This window comes from Rummeliibacillus sp. POC4, from assembly GCF_003576525.1.
In the GTDB taxonomy this organism is placed as follows: domain Bacteria; phylum Bacillota; class Bacilli; order Bacillales_A; family Planococcaceae; genus Rummeliibacillus.
The window spans coordinates 1-23,001 of record NZ_QWUA01000065.1 but is presented as its reverse complement, the minus strand read 5'-3'; the positions used below and the strand labels follow the sequence as shown (position 1 = coordinate 23,001).

Sequence of the window (23,001 nt, the reverse complement as noted above, 5' to 3'; positions counted from 1 at the left end):
TATATATTTATAAATAAAAATACAAAAGATGCAAGAAAGAAATAATTTATAAAGGAAAACAGACCTATTCGCAAATCAAGCATTGATATCTTTTTACTATGTATATAATATATAATAGTATACATGGTTTATGTATATTTAATCATTTAATAATTAAAAATTTTGCAATTACTATAGTGAGGGATTTTCAAATGGGAAATTTTTTTAGTTGGACGCTTCGCAATAAATTAATCGGCGCATTTTTAATCGCGTTAATAATTCCTTCTCTTATATTAGGTTGGATTTCTTACAATAGCGCTAAGGGGCAAATAGAAGAAGAGCAGGTCAATAGCGCCAAATCTAATATCAGTCTATTAAATACACAGATTACAAACACTATTCAGCCTAAAACTCATGATATTGAGTACTTTTCAAAAAAAGTTACTTCTTCAATTTTAAACGGCTCTAAAGATTCTAAGCTTCGTAATATACTAGATCAATATGTCAATGAACATCCAGAGGCTGCCATGGCATATGTTGGTACATCTAAGGGGCAAATGATTCGGATGCCATACTTCAAATATCCAAAAGATTATGATCCCAGAGAACGACCTTGGTATCAGGAAGCTATGCAAAACAATGGACAAGTAATCATAACAGAGCCTTATATTTCTTCAACTTCTGGTCAGTTAGTTATTACCATTTCGAAAAAGTTAGAAGATGGCTCTGGGGTTGTCGGAGTTGATATTCAAATTGACACCCTTAAAGATATAGCGAATAAGGTCCAAATCGGTAAAAAAGGATTTATCACGTTAGTTGATAATAATAAGACTATTATTTCTCATCCTCATAAAGAAAGTGGCAAAGCTGCTTCTGAATCTTATATGAATCATGTCATGGCTAAGAATTCAGGCCAAACATCATATAATAACCAACAAATCTTATTTGAGACGAATAAGTTAACTGGGTGGAAAGTAATTGGTACTACCTTTACTTCAGAGGCTATAGACGCTGCATCGACAACGCTATATACAAACTTCATCGTACAACTTATATTCATCGTCGTTGGAAGTATTTTAATAATGTTCTTGGTTCGCTCAATTATAAACCCTATCAACAAATTAGAAATCAGCGCTAGAAAAATTAGCGAAGGTGACTTAACTGAGGATATTGCTATTCACTCTAAAGACGAAATTGGTAAACTAGCTGCATCATTTAACCATATGAAAGATAACCTTGCTTCAATCATTCATAAAGTTAATACAAATGCCTTGCATGTTCGTTCTTCTGCTGAAGATCTCTCTGCTAGTACAGATCAAAATATCGCAGTAGCACAGCAAATTTCTTCTGCCATGCAACACGTTACCTTGAACACCGAACAACAAACGGTGAACATAGAGCAAAACTCAAATGCTGTTGAAGAAATTTCAAAAAGTATAATGGTCATTGCAGACAATACTTCTGAAGTTTCTACACTTTCTGCAAATGCTACTAAACAAGCAGAAGATGGTCAGCAATCTATTCAACATACGGTATCCCAAATGGATTCAATTCATCAGTCCGTAACAGATTCTGATACTAAAATCCGTTCCTTATATAATCGCACAAAAGAAATCGGTGCAATTTTGAATATTATCGGTGATATTGCCGATCAAACAAATCTGCTAGCACTAAATGCATCTATTGAAGCTGCACGAGCTGGTGAACACGGTAAAGGCTTTGCTGTTGTAGCAGATGAAGTTCGAAAACTTGCTGAAAACTCACAACAATCTGCATCCAAAATTGCTGAACTCATTACTGCTGTTCAACAAGATTCTGGAGATGCTGTGGAAATTATGTTAAAAACTTTAGAAGATGTACAAGAAGGAATTACAATTTCCCAAAATTCAGCTACAAAATTTGAAGCTATTATAGCAAGTATGCAGGATATCACACCTAAAATTGAAAATGTTTCAGCAACAGCTGAACAAATATCCGCATCTTCTCAACAATTAGCAGCTACATCAATTGAGTTAAACCATCAAGCCAAAGAAAATGCCGCTGCTTCTGAAGAAGTAGCCGCTTCTACAGAAGAGTCCTTATCTTCTATGGAAGCTGTAGAAACCTCAGTCAAAGGGTTACTAAATATGGCCGAAGAGTTACAAAGTGCTATACAACAATTTAAAATAAACTAAATAACTCAACCTAAAAGGCTCTAAAAGTAATATCAATACTTTTAGAGCCTTTTTGATATCAAATTTTTTATCATGCAATAAGTTGTACTATCCAAAAAGAATATTCTCCCCCTTTCATATTAATTTCTATTCAGCATAAATTTAAATAAAACATGCATGAGTTTGATACTGATAACCTATTTATGATTATTAATCTTATACACAAAAAGGTGGAATTTATGATTAATCATGATTTGCAATTTATCCGATATTTTTTGCCTCCCACTGCTACTATTTTAGAATTACCTCAAGTTGGTCCTGTAGTTCAACATGTTGATGTTGACGGCGATTCAATAGAAGAATTAGTTAGTGCCTATATCTATCAAGGTGATACTTTTCTGCTCTTGCTCAAACAAATTAACCTACAATGGCAGCCGATGATTCATCTAAAAATAGATGAACATACAATTGCCGGGCTATATGCCATAAAGCTAGATGAAAGTACTAAAAAGACATTAGTCATCGAATGGCAGACCAACAATCTACCTTCATATTTAGATTATTTGCAGTGGACACCAAATGGCTTTGAAAGATTACCTGTCAATTCTTCTCAAGTCGTCATTACAAAGGCTTATGGAGATGTGACTGGAGATGGTGTTTTAGATACTATCTATTTAACAGGTACTAAGAAACCCGATAGTCCATTTTGGCAAAACATCCATCTCATTCTATTCCAACACTCTAAAAATATATATGAAGAAATTCCTTTAAAAAATAATAGTGGCTATAACCCGACAATTTTTCTCGGAGACTTTACAGGAAATCATGTAAAGGATGTATTAATCACGATTGATACGGGTGGCAGTGGTGGGACAATTTATACAGATATCTATTCCTTTATTTACGGAAAAACGAGGCAAATATTTGACGGCGACAAATACCAGCAACACTCTAAGTACACTGTAGTATATGAGAATTTTTATAAAGTAAGAGTTACAAGTTCATCACCTAAAAAGCAGTATATTTTAGACATACGCTATAAGGGAAAAGACTATTTAGCTGAAATTTATAATACTGACGGCACGCTAAAAGCACCTATTGAAGGATGGGTTGACCCATTAAGTGGACTATATCCAGTTGATTTTGATAGAGATGGAGTATATGAACTTTTAGGATATCAAAAAATTGCAGGTAGATATCATGCAGATGGGCTAGGTTTTGTACAAAATCAATTGCAATGGGATATTACAAAATTTAAAACAGAAATTCAAGATGTCGCAATAGAAGGCAAAGATGTTTAATAATTAACAAGTACCTAAAAGGGTCATCCAACTTTTTATTGGATGACCCTCTTTGAATATAAGCTAAAATCAGGCAAGTTTTTGCTGTTCATATTTATGGAAATCTAATGCAATATCTAAATAATTACCTTCTGTATCTTGTATTTCCAACCCTTGTTTGATTAATCCATTCCAAAGTGTCGCATCTAAAGCATATGGAGCTTCATGTTGAAGAATGTCTACAAAATTTTTTGATAATGCCACTTGGAATGTTCTTTCTCCTTGTTGAACGCACAATGAATAAGTTCTCCAAGTTTCGATTGTTACTTGGATATCATCATGCCATTCTTTTAATTGGCTCTCAATATCATTTGCTACTCGTTTAAAAAACTTTCTAGCTGTAAAATTATTCGCCATTGTCGATCTAAAAAAAGCATTTGTATTCATTTCAACCTCTCCTCCATTTCTATTTCCTAGTTGTCTTATTGGTATTATATAAAATTATGTAGGAAATGTAAACTAATATTTGAAAATTCAGAGGAAACTTTAATATTAGATTGCTCTTCTATCATATTTTAGGCTTTTCTAGCATAAAGATTTAGTACAGACAAAGTTTTACGCCTTTAGAATTAGATTCTAAAAATTCAAGCAAGGGTGATTCTCCGGACAACTCTATTCAATTAGATTAAAGAATGATTATAAGAAATTGCTTATAAATGATATTAAATAAACATGAACAGGAGAGAAAAATTGCAGAAAGTGCTGCCAAAAAACCAACCATTAAGATTAATATTGAGAAAAAGGCAAAAACAAATGATGCGGCAAAAAAGACCGCAATTAAGTAAAGCCATTAAGAAAAGGCATAAGGAGGCTATAAGTCCAGAATCACTTATAACCAACTAGTCAAAATACAGATCATTTATCCGAGGTTACGTTATTCGCTATGAAAAACTGTTATAATCATACTTATCCTAATAATAAAGCTGTAGAGAAATGTGGGAGTACATTTCTCTACAGCTTATTTTAATAGTATTAAGATTTAAACTTACTTTTATATCGCACACTTTATCACTTCAACGCTTCAAAGTAGAAAATTGCTATTATTTTTCGAATTGTTGTCATTATTCGATGAAAATCGCCTAAATTCGACAAATTTATTTGACGCACATTACATAAATGTTTAGAATTTTTATATAATAAAAATCAAACGTGCCCAATATGTAATAATCCATAGTAGGTTCGTATATAAAAGAGATTTTTAAAATAGAATCGAGTGTATCTAATGAAAAATACTATTTTCCGAAAAAAATCAGTTGACCAACTGTTACATCAACATGGAAAGGTTCAATTAAATAAAACACTTGGTGCATTTGATCTAATGTTACTTGGTGTAGGAGCAATCGTAGATACCGGAATTTTCATACTCCCAGGGACTGTTGCCGCTGAGCATGCAGGTCCGGGGATTATTTTTTCCTTTATCCTTGCTGCTATCGTTTGCGCCTTTGCTGCAATGTGTTATTCTGAATTTTCATCATCCATCCCTGTTACGGGTAGTGCCTATACTTATAGCTATGTAGTATTGGGGAAATAATTGCTTGGATTGTAGGATGGTCATTGATTTTAGAATATGGACTAGCTGTTGCTGCTGTAGCTACAGGATGGTCTGCCTATCTGAACTCATTATTAGCTGGACTAAATATTCATATACCAAAGGCCGTTTCAGGTTCCTTTGATCCGGCAAATGGGACATTTGTTAATTTACCAGCAATTATTATCATCTTTATCCTTGCATTTTTGCTAACAAAAGGTGTAAAAGAATCGACTAAATTAAATACTGTCATGGTAGGTTTAAAAGTCTTGGTTATTTTACTATTTATCGTAGTTGGTGTATTTTATGTTGAACCTACGAATTGGAAACCTTTTACGCCATTTGGCACGAGTGGTATTCTATCGGGTGCAGCACTAGTATTCTTTGCATATTTAGGATTTGATGCAGTATCGTCTGCTGCTGAAGAAGTGAAAAATCCACATCGTAATATGCCAATCGGAATTATAGGCTCATTGCTTATCTGTACGGTCTTGTATGTTGCAGTATCACTTGTTTTAACTGGTATGGTTCCTTATACAGATTTAAATGTTAGCAACCCTGTAAGCTTTGCCATGCAACTTGTTCATCAAGATTGGGTTTCAGGCATCATTTCACTTGGAGCCGTTATTGGAATGATGACGGTTATACTTGTAATGCTTTACGGTAGTACTCGCCTAACTTATGCTTTCAGTCGTGATGGCCTATTGCCTAAAGTAATGTCCGAAGTTGATGCTAAACATCAGACACCGAAAAAAAATACATGGATTACTTCAACACTAATTTCATTCTGTGCAGGTTTTGTTCCATTAGATAAACTAACTGAACTCGTTAATATGGGGACATTACTAGCATTTACTGTTGTCTCAATCGGTGTAATCCTATTACGTAAAAACAAAGAAATTTCAACAGATGGCTTCAAAGTTCCACTGTATCCAATCATTCCAATCATTTCTTTCGTCTTATGTATTTTCTTAATGACACAACTATCTATACACACCATTATTTTCTGTGGTATTTGGATTGTTATTGGTTTAATCATTTACTTTATCTATGGTAAAAAGCATAGCTTACTTAACAAATAATCAAAAGCTCTTATGGCCTGTGTCATAGGGGCTTTTTTAAATTCCAAATGCCTATACATCGAGAAAACATTACTATATATTAAAAGCAGGTGATGATTATGAAAACAAAAATTTATTTGGATAATGAAAAATTTATTGCAGGCATTACTATGAAAGAACCCAATGAGCTGGAACAAGGAAATATGGCACTTCATACATGTTTGGATTCAGAAGACGTCATCAAAAACCGAAAAAAATTAGCTGCTAGTTTAAATTGTAATTTAAATCAATTTGTTTGTGCTAATCAAACTCATAGTGCCAATATTCATAAAGTAACCGTAGCTGATCAAGGCAAAGGATCTGAAAGCAAAGACACTGCCATTCAAGATACAGATGCACTATACACATACGAGTCTAATCTTCTTCTAGGCTCATTCACAGCAGATTGTGTGCCAGTAACCTTTTACGATGAAAAGAAAGAAATCATAGGAGTAATCCACTCCGGCTGGCAAGGAACCATCAAAGAAATAACATTAAAAACAATTGAACATTTGAAGAATATTGAACAATGTGACCCAAACAACTTGCACATCTATATTGGTACAGCACTAAGTCAGGAAAAATTTGAAGTAGACGAGGATGTCTATCTAAAATTTAAAGCCCTTGATTATGCGGACGATTTTATGTATTACAACACTCAAACTCATAAGTATCATATTGATAATCAAAAAACAGTTAAAAAACAATGTCTATTAGCTGGCATTCCTTCTGACCATATAACAATTGACTCTACTTGTACCTATTTAAATGATGAAGGCTTTTCATATCGACAAGACAAAAAAGCTGGAAGACATTTGACTTTTATCATGAAAAAAAGATAATCAACATGACGTCCAATCAATATGGGCGTTTCATGTTGTTCTTTTTCTTTTATCCCTTATAACTCTTCAAGATAATAGCTAAATTACATAATAATAAACTTCAATCTATAACATATACTTTTATGATTAGCATCTTTTTAAATAGGAGGATCATCTTGGATATATTTGTTAGGCCTGGGGATTCACTTTGGCTCTACAGCCAATTATTTAAAATTCACCTCCAGTTAATCATGGATTCAAATCCAAATATCAACCCCTTAAGTCTTCAAATTAACGAACAAATCAAAATTCCAGGTTTCCGAACAGTCAATTACAAGACCATTTCTGGAGACACTTTGTGGGGAATTGCTGAGAAAAAAAGAATACCAGTAGAAACCATCCTTCTCACAAACGCTCATCTCTCCCCAACCCATTTACAAATTGGTCAAACCATTAAAATTCCCCAAAGAGTGACGTCGAGAATCATATTTGGAAAGCAAGACTATGACCACGATATCATGATGATTGATATTAAACATCTTCAAAGGATTTACCCATTTTTAAAAGTCTCCTCTATCGGAAATTCTGTACTCGGTCACGATTTACCCGAAATAAAAATTGGTTCAGGCGATAAAAAGGTACACTACAATGCTTCATTTCATGCGAATGAATGGATTACAACTCCTATTGTCATGACCTTTTTAAATGATTATTTATTATCGCTAACTAATGCATGTGTTATTCGTGACATATCACCGTCACAACTCTATGAACAAACCACTTTATCAATTGTTCCAATGGTTAATCCCGATGGTGTTAACCTTGTATTAAATGGCCCTGGTTCAAGTGGACCATGGAAAGAGCAAGTCATTAGTTGGAATAATAATCGTTTGGATTTTTCAGGATGGAAGGCCAATATAAGAGGTGTAGACCTTAATGATCAATTTCCGGCTGAATGGGAAAAGGAAAGAAAACATAATCCAAAAAGTCCTGGACCGAGAGATTATGGTGGAAAACAACCTTTTACTGAACCTGAAGTTATTGCAATGGCTGAACTGACCAGAAAACAAAATTTTGATAGGGTTTTTGCACTTCATACACAAGGGGAAGAGATATATTGGGGATTTGAAGGACTGGAACCCTCTAAGTCGAAAATAATGGTAGAAGAGTTGAGTAGAGTGAGCGGTTATAAACCGGTTCAAATATTGGATAGTCTTGCTGGCTATAAGGATTGGTTCATTCAGGAATGGCGAAGGCCAGGTTTTACCGTTGAACTTGGTAAAGGGGAAAATCCATTACCATTATCGCAGTTTGATAAAATCTATCAAGATGTACTTGGGATTTTCCTAGCAGGGTTATATCTATAACTTTTCTACATTTCATACTTAATGTAACAATAAAAAAGCAGGATTCCCTGCTTTTTATTGTTTATTTCAAACTTCTTTCAGCCTTTTTTACCTCGTATAATTCAGCATCTGAATTCGAATATATTCTAGCTTACCTACTTTTAGGTCTTTACTTAATGAAAGAAGTTAGCTAGGTATGATTGAATTGAATCAGGTAATACTTGATAGAATAGTCCCTTATATTTGATATCCAATAAACCAGCGACGAATATAATTATAATCATTACGACAAAAAGGATTGCTTTATTTTTTGTAAGCCACTTCAACGTTCTTCCTCCCCTTAAAAGTATCTTTATAGACAACAAGTTAAGTATAAAGATTAATTCAAAAAGTGATATCACTTTTTGAACAAAAACATTCAATCTGTTTTAGATTCTTTACATTTAATGATTTCTATAAAGTACTTTAAGATTCTAGCTGTTAACCCCCATATTGTATACTTTTCATAATCATAAAACCATTCTTCCATCGATCGCATTCTCCATTGATATTGAGTGCCGTTCGCAATTTTTTCGAAAGGAAAGTCCGCTGAAGGTACAGGATTAACAGATACTAAATGCATATAAGGCTCGTAATTCAAAAGCCACTTGACCGGTACTGTAAATACTTCTTCAACCTCTTCCTGACTAAGATTGAGCTGATGTAATTCAAGTGTAGCTACAAATGGGTAAACTACAAATGAAGGCGAAGCAATATAAGGACTTAGTTGGCCTACCAGATTTATAGACCTTGCATCAACACCTAATTCCTCAATTGTTTCACGTAATGCTGCATCCAATGGGGTTAAATCTGTTGAGTCAATTTGGCCACCAGGAAAGCTAATATCCCCAGGTTGTTTTCTTAGTGTAAATGACCGCACCTCGAATAAGATATGCCATTCTCCATCCACTTGAACTAACGGTATTAAAACTGATGAGCGAAAAGCTGTGTCCTCGCCTATGAATAATGACTTTTGTTGTTTTAACTGATTCTCTAATTTCTCTAGGAACATCTCCCTCACCCCAAATATTTTATTGTTTTTATCGTATCATTAATAGAGGAGTGGATAAAGAATACTAAAATGAAAAAGTATCCAATGGGAACGTGTTCTCACTGCATACTTTTTAGTGGGGCATTCTCATGAAGTTTTCTTGTCTTAATAAATGTACAAAAATACTATCTAAATAAACTCATAATGGATCCTAATTGCCTCATCATATTAACTCCATTCGTTATAGTTCCGACGTGGCCCATAATAGTATTTAAGTGATTAGGTAATTCTCTACTTCTAAATTGTGGAGGTTGTTGTTGATTTGGAATAAAGAAAGGCTGTCTCTGTCCTCTAAATTGATCAGGTGTTCTAAACCCTTGTCTATATGGAGGCTGGGGTCTTCTTCTTGGATTTGGTGGCGGATAAAATGGCATATCATATCACCTCCAATGTATAGTATCGCTCTATATATGGTATGTCTATTTTTTTATATCAATTGGACTTTTCTCTAGCTGTAGACTAAATTAAATCTGACTTAGCGATTGATTCACCTCCACTTACTTTTTTGGGCACTACACATTTATTAGATCATCCTAGTCATATATAACGAATATACATCACTGTAAATTATTTGTTATAATCTCCATATCTCTTTATGATTCACCTCATGCATATATTTTTTAGATATCTTACAGTCTTAAATAAAGATAGAAAGGAAGATGAAAGAATGAGTCATAAATCATCGAGTCCAACTTGGGCGATCACGTTGTTCTGTATTGGCGTACTAATGGCTGCATTAGATAACGGGATTATTAGTGCTGCTCTAACAACAATAAATAGCTCATTCGATGTTCCTGCCAATTGGGGAGCCTGGGGTGTAACAATATATACACTAGGTTTAGCAATTAGTATACCGATTGTAGGTAAAATTTCAGACCGATACGGTCGAAAGAAACTATTTATTGTTGAAGTTGCATTATTCGGCCTTGGTTCATTACTTGTAGCACTAAGCCCAAATTTTGCTTTTTATTTAGTAGCCCGATTCATCCAAGCAATGGGTGGTGGTGGAATCTTCATCATTGGTAGCTCACATGTTTTAAGTACATTTCCTGCAGAAAAACAAGGGAAAGCGCTTGGAATATTAGGTGCTATGAACGGGGTTGGAGCCATTTTAGGCCCAAACCTTGGTAGTGTCATTTTAGATTTAACAGGGAATTGGCATTTACTATTCCTTATAAATGTGCCAATTGCCATCATTTTAATTATTTTAGGCTATTATAAGATCCAAGAAACGAAAGAACCTTCTGTAGGAAAGCTAGATTTAATCGGAACAATTCTGCTTTCATTAGCCGTTCTTAGTATTATGTATGGTTTAACTAACATTGAAGGTACCTCCTTACTAGAGAGCCTTGCAACTTTTAATGTTTATGGCTTCTTAATCGCGGGGATCGTCTTATTCGCTGGATTAATCTTCTATAATCGTTCATTAGAAAAACGTAATGGAGATCCCATATTACCAGTTGGCTTATTAGTTCGCCCTACTTACTTACTGACATTATTAATCGGTGCGTTGTCAGGGGCATTACTTGCGGGAATGATCTATATTTCTCAGAACAAGTCTTAGGAATTGCTGCTGAAAACTCTGGCTATTGGATGACACCATTAGCATTAGCATCTGGTATCGGTGCTGGACTAGGTGGTGCACTTGTTGATAAAAAAGGTCCTATTCTTGCTGTATTTTTATCAGGAGTCATTACAGCAATTGGATTTTTGTTATTCCCTACATGGATAGATGCAAAATGGCAATTTATTATTTCGTCATGTATTGCTGGTCTTGGGATTGGTATTCTTTTAGGAGCACCATTGAATATTTTGGCGACAGAACGTCTTGAAAAGGATAAAGGATCAGCACTAGCAGGACTTTCTCTTGCTCGTCAAATAGGAATGACCATTGCCCCAACCATTTATGCAGGATTCATTGTACGTGGATTTAACCAAATTCCTAGTCTATTCCAAAATGATTTTGGTACAATTTTAAAAAGTAAGATGGAGAAAGCTGATTTAAGCCCAGAAGCATTACAAGAATTTCAACAAGTTGCCGGATCTATGGCTCCAACGAGTTCTTCATCCGAAATTGATTACTCCAAAATTTTAGAACATATACAGGATCCAACGTTAAAAGGAATCATTCAGTCAAGCGTAGATCAAATTACATTAACCGCTGCTCAAGATGGATATGGTGGGCTATTCTACTCAACTGTTGTGATTGCAGCAATTATTGTTCTATTAGCAATTATTTTAAAACCTATTCGGAACAAAAGCCTACGATAAAGGGCTGAAACTGTTCCGTAAGAAAATAAAAGACCACTTATTCTGTGGTCTTTTACTGTTATATTTGACTAATATTTTCGAGTGATTTGTATCATTCTTTATTTTGAATAAAGGAAATAATATCAATATATAGCATGGCCATTTCTTGAGGCGTTTTATCTAAACCATTTTGAACCCATTGTTCGATTAATCCTAAAAAAGCAGATGTAATAAAGGATAAAAAGTATTCAATTGGAAACTTTAGCCTTTCATTGAAAGTTTCATTTTTCTCTAGATTTAGGCGTACCTTTTTTGAAAAAGCATCTCTAAATCGAATATGAAAACCGGCTCTACCACGATCACTTAAAAATATTCTTAACATTGGCGAATGTATTTCAATAAATTGAAACAATGTAACAGCTAAATCCTCTTGTTCCTTTTTAAACGTACTTGTGGATGAATATTGTGATTGCAAGTCATCGATATGAGTGCCTAAATCACTAAATAACTGCTGTTCAATCTGTTCGAGCAAATCATATTTGTCTTTAAAGTGTAAATAAAATGTTCCACGATTGATTTTTGCTGCTTTTGTAATGTCCCCTATTGTAATCGATTCAAACGATTTTTTCTCTAAAATTAACATAAATGACTTTTGAATAAGTTGTTTTGTTCTTCTATTTTTCTCTATATAAATACTCAAAAAAATCACCTTCCTTTTGAAAATTCAACATCCTGTTTACTTTTGTTCATTGCTTTTATATTCATAAAAATTATAAGATAAATGCATGTTACTAAACAACATGTTGAAAATTGAGAAAGGATGAATTCAATGAAATTATTTAAAGAAAAATTAGCATGGGCTGCTCCTATTGCTGTTATTATAATCATCGCTCTATTCTCGGTAAATTTATTCGCTCAAGGAAATCCACAAGTGAAAAATCTACCTGTTGCACTGATTGTGAATGATGAGGGCGAACATGTAGATGTTGTAAAATCAGCCATCAAACAAATGAGTAAAGGTACTAATGGCAAAGAACCTGCGCTAGCTTTTACAAATGAAAAAGAGGAAAATATTGAAGATTTATTTGATGATAAAAAGTATTATGCAGCATTAGTTATTCCTAAAGGTTATAATGACAGCGTACAAAATGCTGTCTCAAATAACGCTCCAGCAACTTTAAAAGTTTATATTAACCAAGGCTTTAACATGACAGGTGCAAACTTTGCAAAGACTGCTTTAAACGCTTTAATTACGCAATTGAGCAATCAATACTCTACAAACTTTATCACACAAATGGACGGTCAACAAATTGATGCCAACAAAGCGTCTGTACTCGCAAATCCAATTGTTTCTGAAGAGAAAGTATTCAATGCAATTACTGCTTCTACAGCAAATGGTAGTGCTCCAACCTTAATGGCAGTGCCTGCTTGGGTAGGTGCATTAATCGGTGGTTTCATTTTATTCTTATCGACATCAAATATTATGAAAAGGGAATTGTTAACACGTAAACAAACGTTACGCTTAATGGGTGGCCAAGTTTTATTTGGGATTATTATTGCCCTATTCTCAGGTTTTACTGTTGCAACATTAGGACAGATCGCTGGTATTAACATGCCAGGCTACTTCTTAGTTGCCTTCTTCGTATCATTTGCAGCATTCTGTTTCTTCTTATTAGTTTCAGCTATTACTGCATGGATCGGAAAACCAGCCATTACGTTATTCATGGTTGTAATGCTTTTAGGTATGGGTGTTCTTATGACACCACAAGAAATGCTTCCAAGTTTCTTTGTAAACTTTATTCGCCCTTGGATTCCACTTCGCTTTGCTTCCGAAGGTTTACGTGAAATCTTCTACTTCGGTGGCGGCTTCTACACTGGGCAATCATTCAATATTATCGCTGGCATTGGTATTGTAGGTTTAGTGATTTACTTACTGTCTATTTTCAAACCAGTACGTGGGCAAAAAACTGACAATGAATAAGAGTATTGGTAATCTTGTTAGTCGTTAAACATCTAGAAAAATTGCTTTTAACTAGATTCATTGTTTTCAGCTTCTTACAAAAGTATGAAATCAGCAGGATAAAACAAAAAATATCAATTTTCTCATTGAGAAAATTGATATTTTTTTCATAATGTGGGGCTTATATTGATATTGTGTTTTGTGATCAGGCTACTACTTATGATACGGTTCACCTTTCATTATTCGAAAACTTCTATAAATCTGCTCTACCAATACCAGTTTCATCAGTTGGTGTGGTAGAGTCATTTTGCCAAATGATAATTTATCATCCGCACGCTTTAGGACATCATCATGCAATCCTAGTGATCCGCCAATGACGAAGGCAATTTTACTGTGACCATATGTCAGGAGATCTTCAATGGTCTTTGATAGTTCTTCCGAGCTGCGCATTTTACCGTTAATAGCTAATGCTAGTACATAGTGATCGGGTGTGATTTTCGAAAGAATGCGTTCGCCTTCTTTCTTCTTTACAATTTCCATTTCAGCTTCACTAAGTTGTTCGGGTGCCTTTTCATCAGGCACTTCTATGAGTTCTATTTTTGTATATCCATTAAGTCTTTTGACATACTCCTCGATACCCATTTTCAAGTACTTTTCTTTTAATTTCCCAACACTAATAATTGTAATACTCACAGGTTATCCACCTTCATGTTAAATTTACAAACAAATTATCCACAAGACTTATGCACATATCCACAGGCTATTTCAAGATATTGCATGCGCTCATTTGTTCGCCACAATATATGTTGCTTGCTCTTCGCAATAGTTACACTTTGTGGATAACTTTTTTTCATCCTCCACTTTTTCCATAATTGGTACCTCTTTTTCTATTGCAACAAACATATCTAAAGCGTGTCCTATATGGGTTTCACAGCTATATATTTTCAAAATATTTCTTCCTTTCAATATTTTAGATTTCCACAGACTTATACACAATTTATCAATTGTTATCCACAACCTATTGTAACAAATGAAAAGCGAGCAGGAAAGTTAGGCGTTTACTTTCTTTGCTCGCTTTTTTAAAATTTTGGGATTTTAAGATTTAATTTTAGTTATCCACATCATTGTGTTTTAGAACTATCAGCTAAAGTTAATGTTTTTTGAATTATTTCCCCATTACGATAAGCTTTTATTTTCACTTGATCGCCAACGTTTTTCTTATTGTAGAGGATTTTACGCAAGGCGATTGAATTATCAACTTTTTCGCCATCCATTTCAACAATGACATCATATTTCTTTAACCCCGCTTTTGAGGCTGGTGAATTTTTTACTACTTCGCTAACAACAATACCTGATGTTACTTCCTCAGGTAATTTTAAAGTTTGTCTTTGATGATATTCTGGCACATCTGTTAAATCAATAAGAGCTACTCCCATTGAAGGTCTTTCCACTTTACCTTTTTGTTGTAATTCATCAATTACAGGAATTGCAGTGTTGATTGGAATAGAAAATCCTAAGCCTTCAACAGTTGATTCGGAAATTTTCATAGAGTTAATACCAATGACTTGCCCTGCTAGATTTACTAAAGCACCACCACTGTTACCAGGGTTGATGGCTGCATCTGTTTGTAAAACTTCTGCTTGCCAATCTTCAGTACCATCTTCGTTCAAGTCAACTGGAACTGTGCGGTCTTTACCAGAGATTACACCCGTTGTTACAGAACCATAGAAATCCATTCCTAACGGGTTACCTATAGCAATAACTGATTCACCTTGTTTTAATTTATCTGAATCGCCAAAAGTAGCAATTGTTTTGACCTTTTTGCTTGAGATAGAGATCACAGCTAAGTCTGTCCAAATATCAGTTCCGACAAGTTTAGCTTGCTCCTTTGATCCGTCTGAGAGTGTAACTTCTAACTGATTTGCACCTTCAACAACATGGTTGTTAGTCACAATATACGCTTTATTGCCAACCTTTTTATAAATAACACCTGAGCCGCTGCCTGCTTCTTGTTCGTTATCTCCACTTTTACCATTTGTGCCATCTCGGAATGGAATACTGCCCCATAAATCCATTTGTGTTTCTTGAATGTTGGTAATGCCAACAACTGCATCTTTTGTTTTATCAACTGCATCTGTAACATTAGTTGAGACTTCAGTTGAGACTTGAGGTGTTGACGTTTTGTTTGTTGTAGTAGTTGTTGATGATTCTGTTCCACCCGGTAAATAGCCAACCATAGATGGTAACAAGAGCCATACTAATAATGCTCCCACAATAACGCCTATAATACCGCTGAAAAAGTATCCGGCTTTACTACCACCTTTTCTATTACTTCGAGTTTCATCATTATCATAATAGCCCATGTTCTTCATCCTTTCTGTAACTATCAGCGCTTCATACTTTTACTTTATAATGCAAAGATTAAAATTAGATGAAAATAAATTTAAAATCAGTTCAAAATACAAAGAATATAAAGTGAACTTACTATAACTTCCCCATTTTTCGCACAAAAAATCCCCCGATTTAAGGTTGGCCTAAAAAGTTAGTGTAAAATCCAACATTAGGATTGCCTCAAATTGGGGGGGTTTTTAAACAGTGACTATTTCTGTTGGCTCTTCGGCGTCTGTATCATATAAGTGGACAAATTCGCCTGGCATAATACCACATGATTGTAGAGTTTGTGAAACGCTCATTCTTGCTAAATCTTTCATATTATTATCTTTACTTAGATGAGAAAGATATATACGTGTGGACTTTTGTTCAACAACTTCACTCATTGCAACAGCTGCATCCTCATTGCTAACATGTCCAAGATCACTTAAAATACGGCGTTTTACTGACCATGGATAACGTCCCATTTGCAACATACTCACATCATGGTTGCTTTCAAATACAAAAGAATCAGCGCCTTTTATAATTCCTTTCATACGATCACTGACATACCCTGTATCTGTAATAACAACAAGCTTTTGTCCATTTTCATGAAAACAGTAGAACATTGGATCTGCTGCATCATGGGAAACAGCAAAAGATTGAATATCTAAAGAACCAAACGTCTTTACTGTTTCCATATCAAATTGAAATCGTTGTTCTACAGGTATATTACCAATTAGACCATCCATCGCCTGCCATGTTTTTTCATTGGCAAATATCGGGATATTATATTTTCGGGCTAATACGCCAACACCTTTAATATGATCTGAATGTTCATGCGTTACGAGAATACCACTCAACTTTTTTATATCACGGTCCACTTTTTCAAAGAGCTGCTCCATTTTTTTACCTGTCAACCCTGCATCGACGATAAAAGAATGTTCTCCACTCTCTACATAAATGGAGTTACCAGTACTACCACTAGCTAATACACTGAACTGCATTTTAAAGTCCCCTTATTGCTTTTCTAGTTCTTTTCCTTTTACATTTTGCTCAATATCAACTATTGTACCATCAACTGCATTAACAAAATAATCCGCTTCTTTCCTTTCGCCATTTACATCCTTCGGTAATATGATATGAATATACCATGTTGGGCAAAGTACTTGCGTTTCTGTTAATGGAACAAGAGTAGAATAACCAAGTTGTGTCTTTGAAACAGTTGAGTTAGCAGGCAAATATCCATTATCAAAGATAATTTCAATAGCTCGTTGTGCTTTGATCAACGTACTCTTTTCCCCAAAGCTTTTTAATGAATCAAACATTTTTTGCTCATAATCCGTTATTTCTAAACGATCGTTCCAATGCACTTTGACAGTTGCATTTTGATTGTAATAAATCATATAATCATCTGAAATTTGGAAGAAAATAGCTTCTCTATCCTTTTTATTAACCTTCCAGAGCTTATACGAGCTACCTTTATAAACTTGTTTCCTCACAAAATCAGATAATAATTCATCCGTAATATCTGGTAAAGAGCTTAACTTTGTTATCTTCGCTTGGATTTCAGTTCCGCCATTAATAATTTGAATACGTTGGTTTTGTAAAGATGTTAATTCCTTATTCGTGAACTGTTTCACCTTTCCGGATATATAAGAAACACTTTCACCATCTACTGCGCTGCTCTTTACAGTTATATTCTCATCTTTTAATCGTGTAGAAATATCCGTATTGCCAATTGGTTCTATCATCTTTGCTTCATTGTATCGATTTACATACATTGTATATAGGAAAACATTTAATATCGAAAAAACAATGATAAAAATCGTTTTCGTTTTATTCCAATCCAACTTGGCCACCTCCTCCTACTGTAGTAGTTTGTAATGGTGACCACTTATTGTTTACTAAATAGAACCATGTTGGTTTAAAGATAAAAGCGTTTTGTCCATTTTTTGTTAAGAAATAGCCTGGGCGAATTTCTTTAATATCCTTGAAATTTACTGTCTTTAATTTCATAAGATTGTCAACCACCTCTTGACCACCCGTTATTGTTAAAGTGGTATTCTCAAGGCTAGGTACAAGCTTATAATATGGACGGGCATATACTGCAATTCGATTGTCTCCCCATACCGTTACAATCTGGGTGGAAGTATCTAATAGGTCAGCATATACGGGATAATCCCCCATGTAAAGTTGGTATGTTACTTTATTATTTTCATAATCTAAAGAATCATATCGAAAATCCCCAGTCCAACCTCCATGTCTATTGATAAAATCAAATGTATTTATGATTAGTTTTGACTTTTCAACTCTCTCGTGATTATCAGAAGCTGTTGTATTCACGTAATCCAAAACTCTCTTATTACTATTAACTTTCATTATAGAAACGCCATCTGTAAAGTTTTCTTCTACATTTGCATCATCAAAACTATTCTTTACAACCTCAGGATTCGCAAATACTGCATTTTTAAATTTATCAACCGAGATATTATTGACAATATAAGCTGACTGTATCATTTTTGATTCTTTGGTTGGCAAATAAAGGGCTGTCCCCTTTTCTCGGTAAAAAACAGAATATCTTTCTAAGTCATGCGATAAACGAACTAATTGTTTTTCAAAAATAGATTTGCTCTTTACATGTGCTTTAGCTTTATATAACTTTTCCTCGGCAGTATTGGCAAAAAAGACCGTCAATTCCCCTGAATTTGATAATTGATTCCAGGTTACAATCATTTGATCAAAAGATATATCATTCACTTTATTTTCAGTGGTTGGCAAAAAGTCTTGGAAAATAGAGTATGGTATTTCCGATGAGTAGAATAGTGTATAACGTTGATTCCCTGCCACTAGTTGGTTTATTTTAGAAGAATCCAAATTACCACTTACTAGTGTAGGATTTGTTACTTGCCAATTTTGCATTTGGTCTATTATTCCGCTCATCTCTTTTGATTGATCGGTTCCAAGCCACATACCATCCTGATGAAAAACCATTCGATATGGCTTAATAATATCTACAAGTTGAAGTTTTTTTCCAACTAAAATATCTACGGACTTTGTTTTTTCAAGAGGAGCATAGTTTGGCCTATATGTCCAAATTGAAAAGGTTAAAGTAATACTTAAAAGTACTAAGACAAATAGTATGACTGATTTTATCTGCTCGATATATTTCAATCCCACTCACCTGCCTCGTCTTCTTCATAAGGTAAAGTAAAGAAGATTGTTGTTCCGACGCCTTCTTCACTTTCAGCCCAAATTTTTCCTCCATGTGCTAAAATCATTTCTCTAGAAATGGCCAATCCTAATCCTGTGCCTCCCATTGATCTTGCTCTTGCCCGGTCTACACGATAGAAGCGGTCAAAAATACGTTCTACATTTTCCTTTGGTATCCCCATACCATCATCTGAGATCATAACAGTTAATAATCCTTCATTAGCCGTCATGCCAAAACGAATATTTCCACCGTCTGGTGAATATTTCAAAGCATTTGAAATAATATTATCGATTACTTGAGTAATCTTATCTGTATCAATCTCAACATAACAAGGTAATGTAGGTAACATACGCTCGAATTCAACATTTTTAGATTTAGACATTTCGAATCGATCAATTATTCGATTAAAGAATTTATTGAAATCTACATAGTCTGCATTAATTTCATACTCTCGGCTATCCATTCGTGATAGTTGTAATAAGTCACTTACTAAGCGAATCAATCTCTCTGTTTCTGTTTGTGTAACATTTAAGAATTGTGGAGCCAAATCTTTGTTTTGCCAGGCACCATCAGCTAATGCCTCTAAATAACTACGCATTGTTGTAAGTGGTGTTCGCAATTCATGTGATACATTGGAAACAAATTCGCGGCGCTCCATTTCAATCTTCTCTTGCTCAGTAATATCATGGAGTACAGTAATAAGACCATTAACAAATCCTGTTTCTTTTTGAATAACAGAGAAATTTGCACGCCAAATATACGGACGTTCAGGAGAACTAAAATCTAGATTAATTGAGTCCTTCATATGGATTAAGTCTTCAAATGTATGTTCCTTCTCCACACCTAAAACAGATACTAATGGTCTCCCCATTAATTCGTTATGTTCTCCATTTAATAACTTTTGTGCAGGGGTATTAATAAGGATAATCTTCCCTTTTCGGTCAGTTGCTATAACCCCATCTGTCATGTTTGCCAAAACGGAGGCTAATTTTCTTCGTTCACCTTCAGTAGTTGATTGAGCTTCTTGTAACCTATTGGTTAAATGGTTAAACGTAATGGCTAATTGGCCAATTTCATCATTCCCATACACTTTAACTTTCCGAGAAAAGTTACCTTTAGCCATCGCCTGTGCTTGTCTACGCATATCCGAAATAGGTTTCGTAATAGTTCTAGCGATGAAAATCCCTAATATAATGGTAATAGCTAAGGCTAATGCCGTACCACCTGCTAATATCTGATTAATTTCATTCATCTGTTCAAATATACGTTCAATATTAGACTTTACATAAAGTGTCCCTATTACTTTACCATTCGATTTAATAGGAGTTGCAACTACCCAAATTCTCTTTCTTGTTTTCTTATCCAATGCTATTTTTTCAGTTGGCGTTTGGGTACGTAATGAGTCTCTTACCAATTGCTCCATTGAGCGCTGCCCTATAATTGATTGATTACTCATATCTGATGATGCTAAAATTCTATAATCTGCATCTACTACCCTAATCTCTTTGATATCCTCTGAAGATACTTCATTTAATACACCTTTTAAACTTTGTTCAAGTGTTGGATCATTGTCGGTTCGTTCCTTCAATATTTCCTCTTTCACACTAAATCTGACAAGTTTTAAGCGATCCGTAATAGATGTCTCAAAATTTTCTTTTAATGTTTGTTCTAATTGCTTTGCAAAATATAACCCTATTATTTGCATGGCAATTAAAATAAGCAGTACATAAATCAGTACAATTTTTGCCTGTACCGATTTAAAAAAGCGAACCTTCTGCATTTTCCTTTACTCCTGTTCAGGGTTTCTTAAGTAGTACCCTACTCCGCGACGAGTTACAATCCAGGTTGGATGACTTGGATTATCTTCAATTTTCTCACGTAGTCTACGAATCGTTACATCAACAGTTCGAACATCACCAAAATAATCATAGCCCCAAACAGTTTGAAGTAAATGTTCGCGGGTCATTACTTGACCAATATGTTTTGCTAAATAATGAAGTAATTCAAATTCACGGTGTGTTAATTCAATTGATTCATCACGCTTTAATACTAAGTATGCATCTGGTTGTATAACTAGAGATCCTATAACAATATCATTATTTTCTTCTACTGATTCTTCAGTAGTTGTAACCGTTTGGTGTCTACGCATATTGGCTTTCACACGTGCAATTAGTTCACGTGTACTGAATGGTTTCGTTACATAATCGTCAGCACCTAGTTCAAGCCCTAATACTTTATCAATTTCTGAATCTTTTGCTGTTAACATAATGATTGGTAGGTCGTATTTTTTTCGCACTTCACGGCAAACCTCCATACCATCACGTTTCGGTAACATAATATCTAGTAACATTAAATCTGGTTTTATTTCTTCTACTTTTTCTAGTGCTTCGTCTCCATCATAAGCACAGATTACTTTGTACCCCTCTTTTACTAGATTAAATTGTAATATATCTGCAATCGGTTTTTCATCATCTACTACTAATATTGTTTTATCCACAGTCTTTTCCCCTTTCTTACGATCAGTTTAGGTTGTTCGTTACTGTTAGATTATAAAAATGTATATATTAACTCTAACATGCTTTTATGTTCTACGCATCTTTCACAAATTCAGGAGTATATCATTTCCTGGGTAATAAATTGACCATTATCGACAACAAAAATGACCATCTTAATAATTTTACCATAAAAAAGAATATCTAAAATTCCTATTATGAAGGGTGAAAGGAACTATATTTCTTACCACCAGCTTGAACTTCTTTTAAATTGAAGTCCATTCATTGTATGGCCAATAAATTGATGTGAATGTTAAATATATTTTTCTTCTTTATTTCTAAATTTTCAGATAAAATATGAATATAGCAATTATTTTATTTAGAATTGGGGAGATTTTATGAGTGATTCGAAACGGAGCATAGAGTCAGTGCTCTCGCAAGCTAAAGATGTTAGTAAAATAAACAAAAAGTTATCTAAGCAAAAACTATTTCAAAGAATCATCATGGTCATTCTAGGTGCCTGTATTATGGCAATTGGACTTGAACTTTTTTTAGTCCCGAACAGGATATTAGATGGCGGAATTGTAGGGATCTCCATCATCATTTCTCATCTAACAGATTTACCTCTAGGAATATTTATTTTCCTCTTAAACATTCCATTTATTTTCCTCGGTTATAAGCAAATTGGTAAAACCTTTGCCTTATCAACTGCTCTAGGAATTACAACATTATCAACTGTTACAATTATGCTTCATCATTTAGAACCATTTACGAAAGATTTACTATTATCGACTGTGTTTGGTGGGATAGTACTTGGAATCGGAGTCGGCCTCGTTATTCGCTATGGCGGATCACTTGATGGAACGGAAATTTTAGCTATCCTTTTTAATAAGAAATTACCATTTTCAGTTGGCGAAATCATAATGTTCTTTAATCTTCTTATTTTTAGTGTGGCGGGTTTTGTATTTACTTGGGAACAAGCAATGTATTCAGGACTAGCCTATTTTATCGCCTACAAGATGATCGATATAGTGATTCAAGGTCTAGATGAATCAAAGGCTGTATATATTATTAGTGAAGAATATGATGAGATAAGTAGAGCTATTATGGATCGTTTAGGACGTGGCGTCACGTACTTGATTGGAGAAGGAGCTTACACTGGTGATTCAAAAAAGGTGATTTTTACTGTAATTACTCGTCTAGAAGAGTCAAAACTTACTTCAATTGTTGGAGAATTAGATGCCAATGCTTTTTTAGCAATTGGTAATATCGCGGAAGTACGAGGCGGAAGATTTAAAAAGAGAGATATTCACTAAACGAAAAAGCAAGTATGCACCCCAATGCATACTTGCTTCTTT

At 34.4% G+C, this 23,001-nt stretch carries 20 protein-coding genes and 2 pseudogenes; 9 read left to right on the top strand and 13 right to left on the bottom strand.

The genetic code is table 11. From position 1 onward, the window contains the following. Positions 1-191: 191 nt before the first annotated feature. Entirely contained in the window at positions 192-2,153 is a 1,962-nt protein-coding gene (locus D1606_RS14905; RefSeq protein ID WP_119416810.1) for a methyl-accepting chemotaxis protein, read from the top strand. Positions 2,154-2,371: 218 nt separating this feature from the next. After that, positions 2,372-3,433: a hypothetical protein gene (locus D1606_RS14900; protein WP_233548128.1), complete on the top strand. Its 1,062-nt coding sequence runs from the start codon at positions 2,372-2,374 to the stop codon at positions 3,431-3,433. 69 nt (positions 3,434-3,502) lie between these two features. On the opposite strand, the gene D1606_RS14895 is transcribed toward D1606_RS14900, so the two are convergent. After that, positions 3,503-3,859 (bottom strand): hypothetical protein, encoded by a 357-nt coding sequence (locus tag D1606_RS14895; RefSeq protein WP_119416809.1) that lies wholly within the window; start codon positions 3,857-3,859, stop codon positions 3,503-3,505. A gap of 269 nt (positions 3,860-4,128) precedes the next feature. On the opposite strand from D1606_RS14895, the gene D1606_RS19220 reads away from it, so the two are divergent. The 4 genes and pseudogenes from D1606_RS19220 to D1606_RS14880 all read left to right on the top strand — a co-directional run bounded on the left by D1606_RS19220 (position 4,129) and on the right by D1606_RS14880 (position 8,288). Continuing rightward, positions 4,129-4,257 carry a hypothetical protein gene (locus D1606_RS19220; protein ID WP_255416326.1) on the top strand — a complete coding sequence of 43 codons (129 nt, stop codon included), beginning with the start codon at positions 4,129-4,131 and terminating at the stop codon, positions 4,255-4,257. A gap of 437 nt (positions 4,258-4,694) precedes the next feature. Continuing rightward, positions 4,695-6,082 (top strand): annotated as a pseudogene (gene bcaP / locus D1606_RS14890) (branched-chain amino acid transporter BcaP). Between the two features lie 98 nt (positions 6,083-6,180). Continuing rightward, positions 6,181-6,942, top strand: a complete 762-nt coding sequence (pgeF, locus tag D1606_RS14885) for a peptidoglycan editing factor PgeF (protein WP_119416808.1) — start codon at positions 6,181-6,183, stop codon at positions 6,940-6,942. A 155-nt stretch (positions 6,943-7,097) separates the two neighbouring features. Then, positions 7,098-8,288, top strand: coding sequence for a M14 family metallopeptidase (locus D1606_RS14880; protein ID WP_119416807.1), 1,191 nt, complete (start codon positions 7,098-7,100; stop codon positions 8,286-8,288). 152 nt (positions 8,289-8,440) lie between these two features. On the opposite strand, the gene D1606_RS14875 is transcribed toward D1606_RS14880, so the two are convergent. The 3 genes from D1606_RS14875 to D1606_RS14865 form a co-directional block, all read right to left on the bottom strand. Then, a complete protein-coding gene (locus tag D1606_RS14875) occupies positions 8,441-8,593 on the bottom strand; it encodes a hypothetical protein (protein WP_233548127.1) in 153 nt (50 codons plus the stop codon). 92 nt (positions 8,594-8,685) lie between these two features. After that, positions 8,686-9,318 carry an NUDIX hydrolase gene (locus D1606_RS14870; protein WP_119416806.1) on the bottom strand — a complete coding sequence of 211 codons (633 nt, stop codon included), beginning with the start codon at positions 9,316-9,318 and terminating at the stop codon, positions 8,686-8,688. Between the two features lie 164 nt (positions 9,319-9,482). After that, positions 9,483-9,731 (bottom strand): hypothetical protein, encoded by a 249-nt coding sequence (locus D1606_RS14865; protein WP_119416805.1) that lies wholly within the window; start codon positions 9,729-9,731, stop codon positions 9,483-9,485. 293 nt (positions 9,732-10,024) lie between these two features. Between D1606_RS14865 and D1606_RS14860 the strand changes: the two are divergent. After that, positions 10,025-11,628: pseudogene (locus D1606_RS14860) on the top strand (MFS transporter). 91 nt (positions 11,629-11,719) lie between these two features. Here the strand turns inward: D1606_RS14860 and D1606_RS14855 are convergent. Beyond that, on the bottom strand, positions 11,720-12,307 hold the full coding sequence (locus D1606_RS14855) for a TetR/AcrR family transcriptional regulator (protein WP_119416804.1): 588 nt from the start codon (positions 12,305-12,307) through the stop codon (positions 11,720-11,722). A gap of 129 nt (positions 12,308-12,436) precedes the next feature. Here D1606_RS14855 and D1606_RS14850 point away from each other — a divergent pair, with 129 nt between their 5' ends. After that, complete coding sequence (locus D1606_RS14850) at positions 12,437-13,588, top strand: YhgE/Pip domain-containing protein (protein ID WP_119416803.1); 1,152 nt, start codon at positions 12,437-12,439, stop codon at positions 13,586-13,588. A gap of 192 nt (positions 13,589-13,780) precedes the next feature. Here the strand turns inward: D1606_RS14850 and rlmH are convergent, their stop codons facing one another. The 8 genes from rlmH to yycF all read right to left on the bottom strand — a co-directional run bounded on the left by rlmH (position 13,781) and on the right by yycF (position 21,648). Next, on the bottom strand, positions 13,781-14,260 hold the full coding sequence (gene rlmH, locus D1606_RS14845; protein ID WP_119416802.1) for a 23S rRNA (pseudouridine(1915)-N(3))-methyltransferase RlmH: 480 nt from the start codon (positions 14,258-14,260) through the stop codon (positions 13,781-13,783). A gap of 90 nt (positions 14,261-14,350) precedes the next feature. Then, positions 14,351-14,515 carry a CxxH/CxxC protein gene (locus D1606_RS14840; protein WP_119416801.1) on the bottom strand — a complete coding sequence of 55 codons (165 nt, stop codon included), beginning with the start codon at positions 14,513-14,515 and terminating at the stop codon, positions 14,351-14,353. 173 nt (positions 14,516-14,688) lie between these two features. Then, positions 14,689-15,930 carry a S1C family serine protease gene (locus D1606_RS14835; RefSeq protein ID WP_119416800.1) on the bottom strand — a complete coding sequence of 414 codons (1,242 nt, stop codon included), beginning with the start codon at positions 15,928-15,930 and terminating at the stop codon, positions 14,689-14,691. Positions 15,931-16,155: 225 nt separating this feature from the next. Then, positions 16,156-16,944, bottom strand: coding sequence for an MBL fold metallo-hydrolase (locus tag D1606_RS14830; RefSeq protein ID WP_119416799.1), 789 nt, complete (start codon positions 16,942-16,944; stop codon positions 16,156-16,158). Positions 16,945-16,956: 12 nt separating this feature from the next. Further along, positions 16,957-17,790, bottom strand: coding sequence for a two-component system regulatory protein YycI (locus tag D1606_RS14825; protein WP_119416798.1), 834 nt, complete (start codon positions 17,788-17,790; stop codon positions 16,957-16,959). Further along, a complete protein-coding gene (locus D1606_RS14820; protein WP_119416797.1) occupies positions 17,777-19,117 on the bottom strand; it encodes a YycH family regulatory protein in 1,341 nt (446 codons plus the stop codon). Before D1606_RS14820 ends, D1606_RS14825 begins: the two co-directional genes overlap by 14 nt. After that, positions 19,108-20,931 (bottom strand): cell wall metabolism sensor histidine kinase WalK, encoded by a 1,824-nt coding sequence (gene walK / locus D1606_RS14815; RefSeq protein ID WP_119416796.1) that lies wholly within the window; start codon positions 20,929-20,931, stop codon positions 19,108-19,110. The genes D1606_RS14820 and walK overlap by 10 nt, the downstream gene beginning before the upstream one ends. Before the next feature lie 6 nt (positions 20,932-20,937). Next, positions 20,938-21,648, bottom strand: a complete 711-nt coding sequence (gene yycF / locus D1606_RS14810; protein WP_119416795.1) for a response regulator YycF — start codon at positions 21,646-21,648, stop codon at positions 20,938-20,940. A gap of 498 nt (positions 21,649-22,146) precedes the next feature. On the opposite strand from yycF, the gene D1606_RS14805 reads away from it, so the two are divergent. Then, positions 22,147-22,959 (top strand): YitT family protein, encoded by an 813-nt coding sequence (locus D1606_RS14805; RefSeq protein ID WP_233548129.1) that lies wholly within the window; start codon positions 22,147-22,149, stop codon positions 22,957-22,959. Positions 22,960-23,001 lie beyond the last annotated feature (42 nt).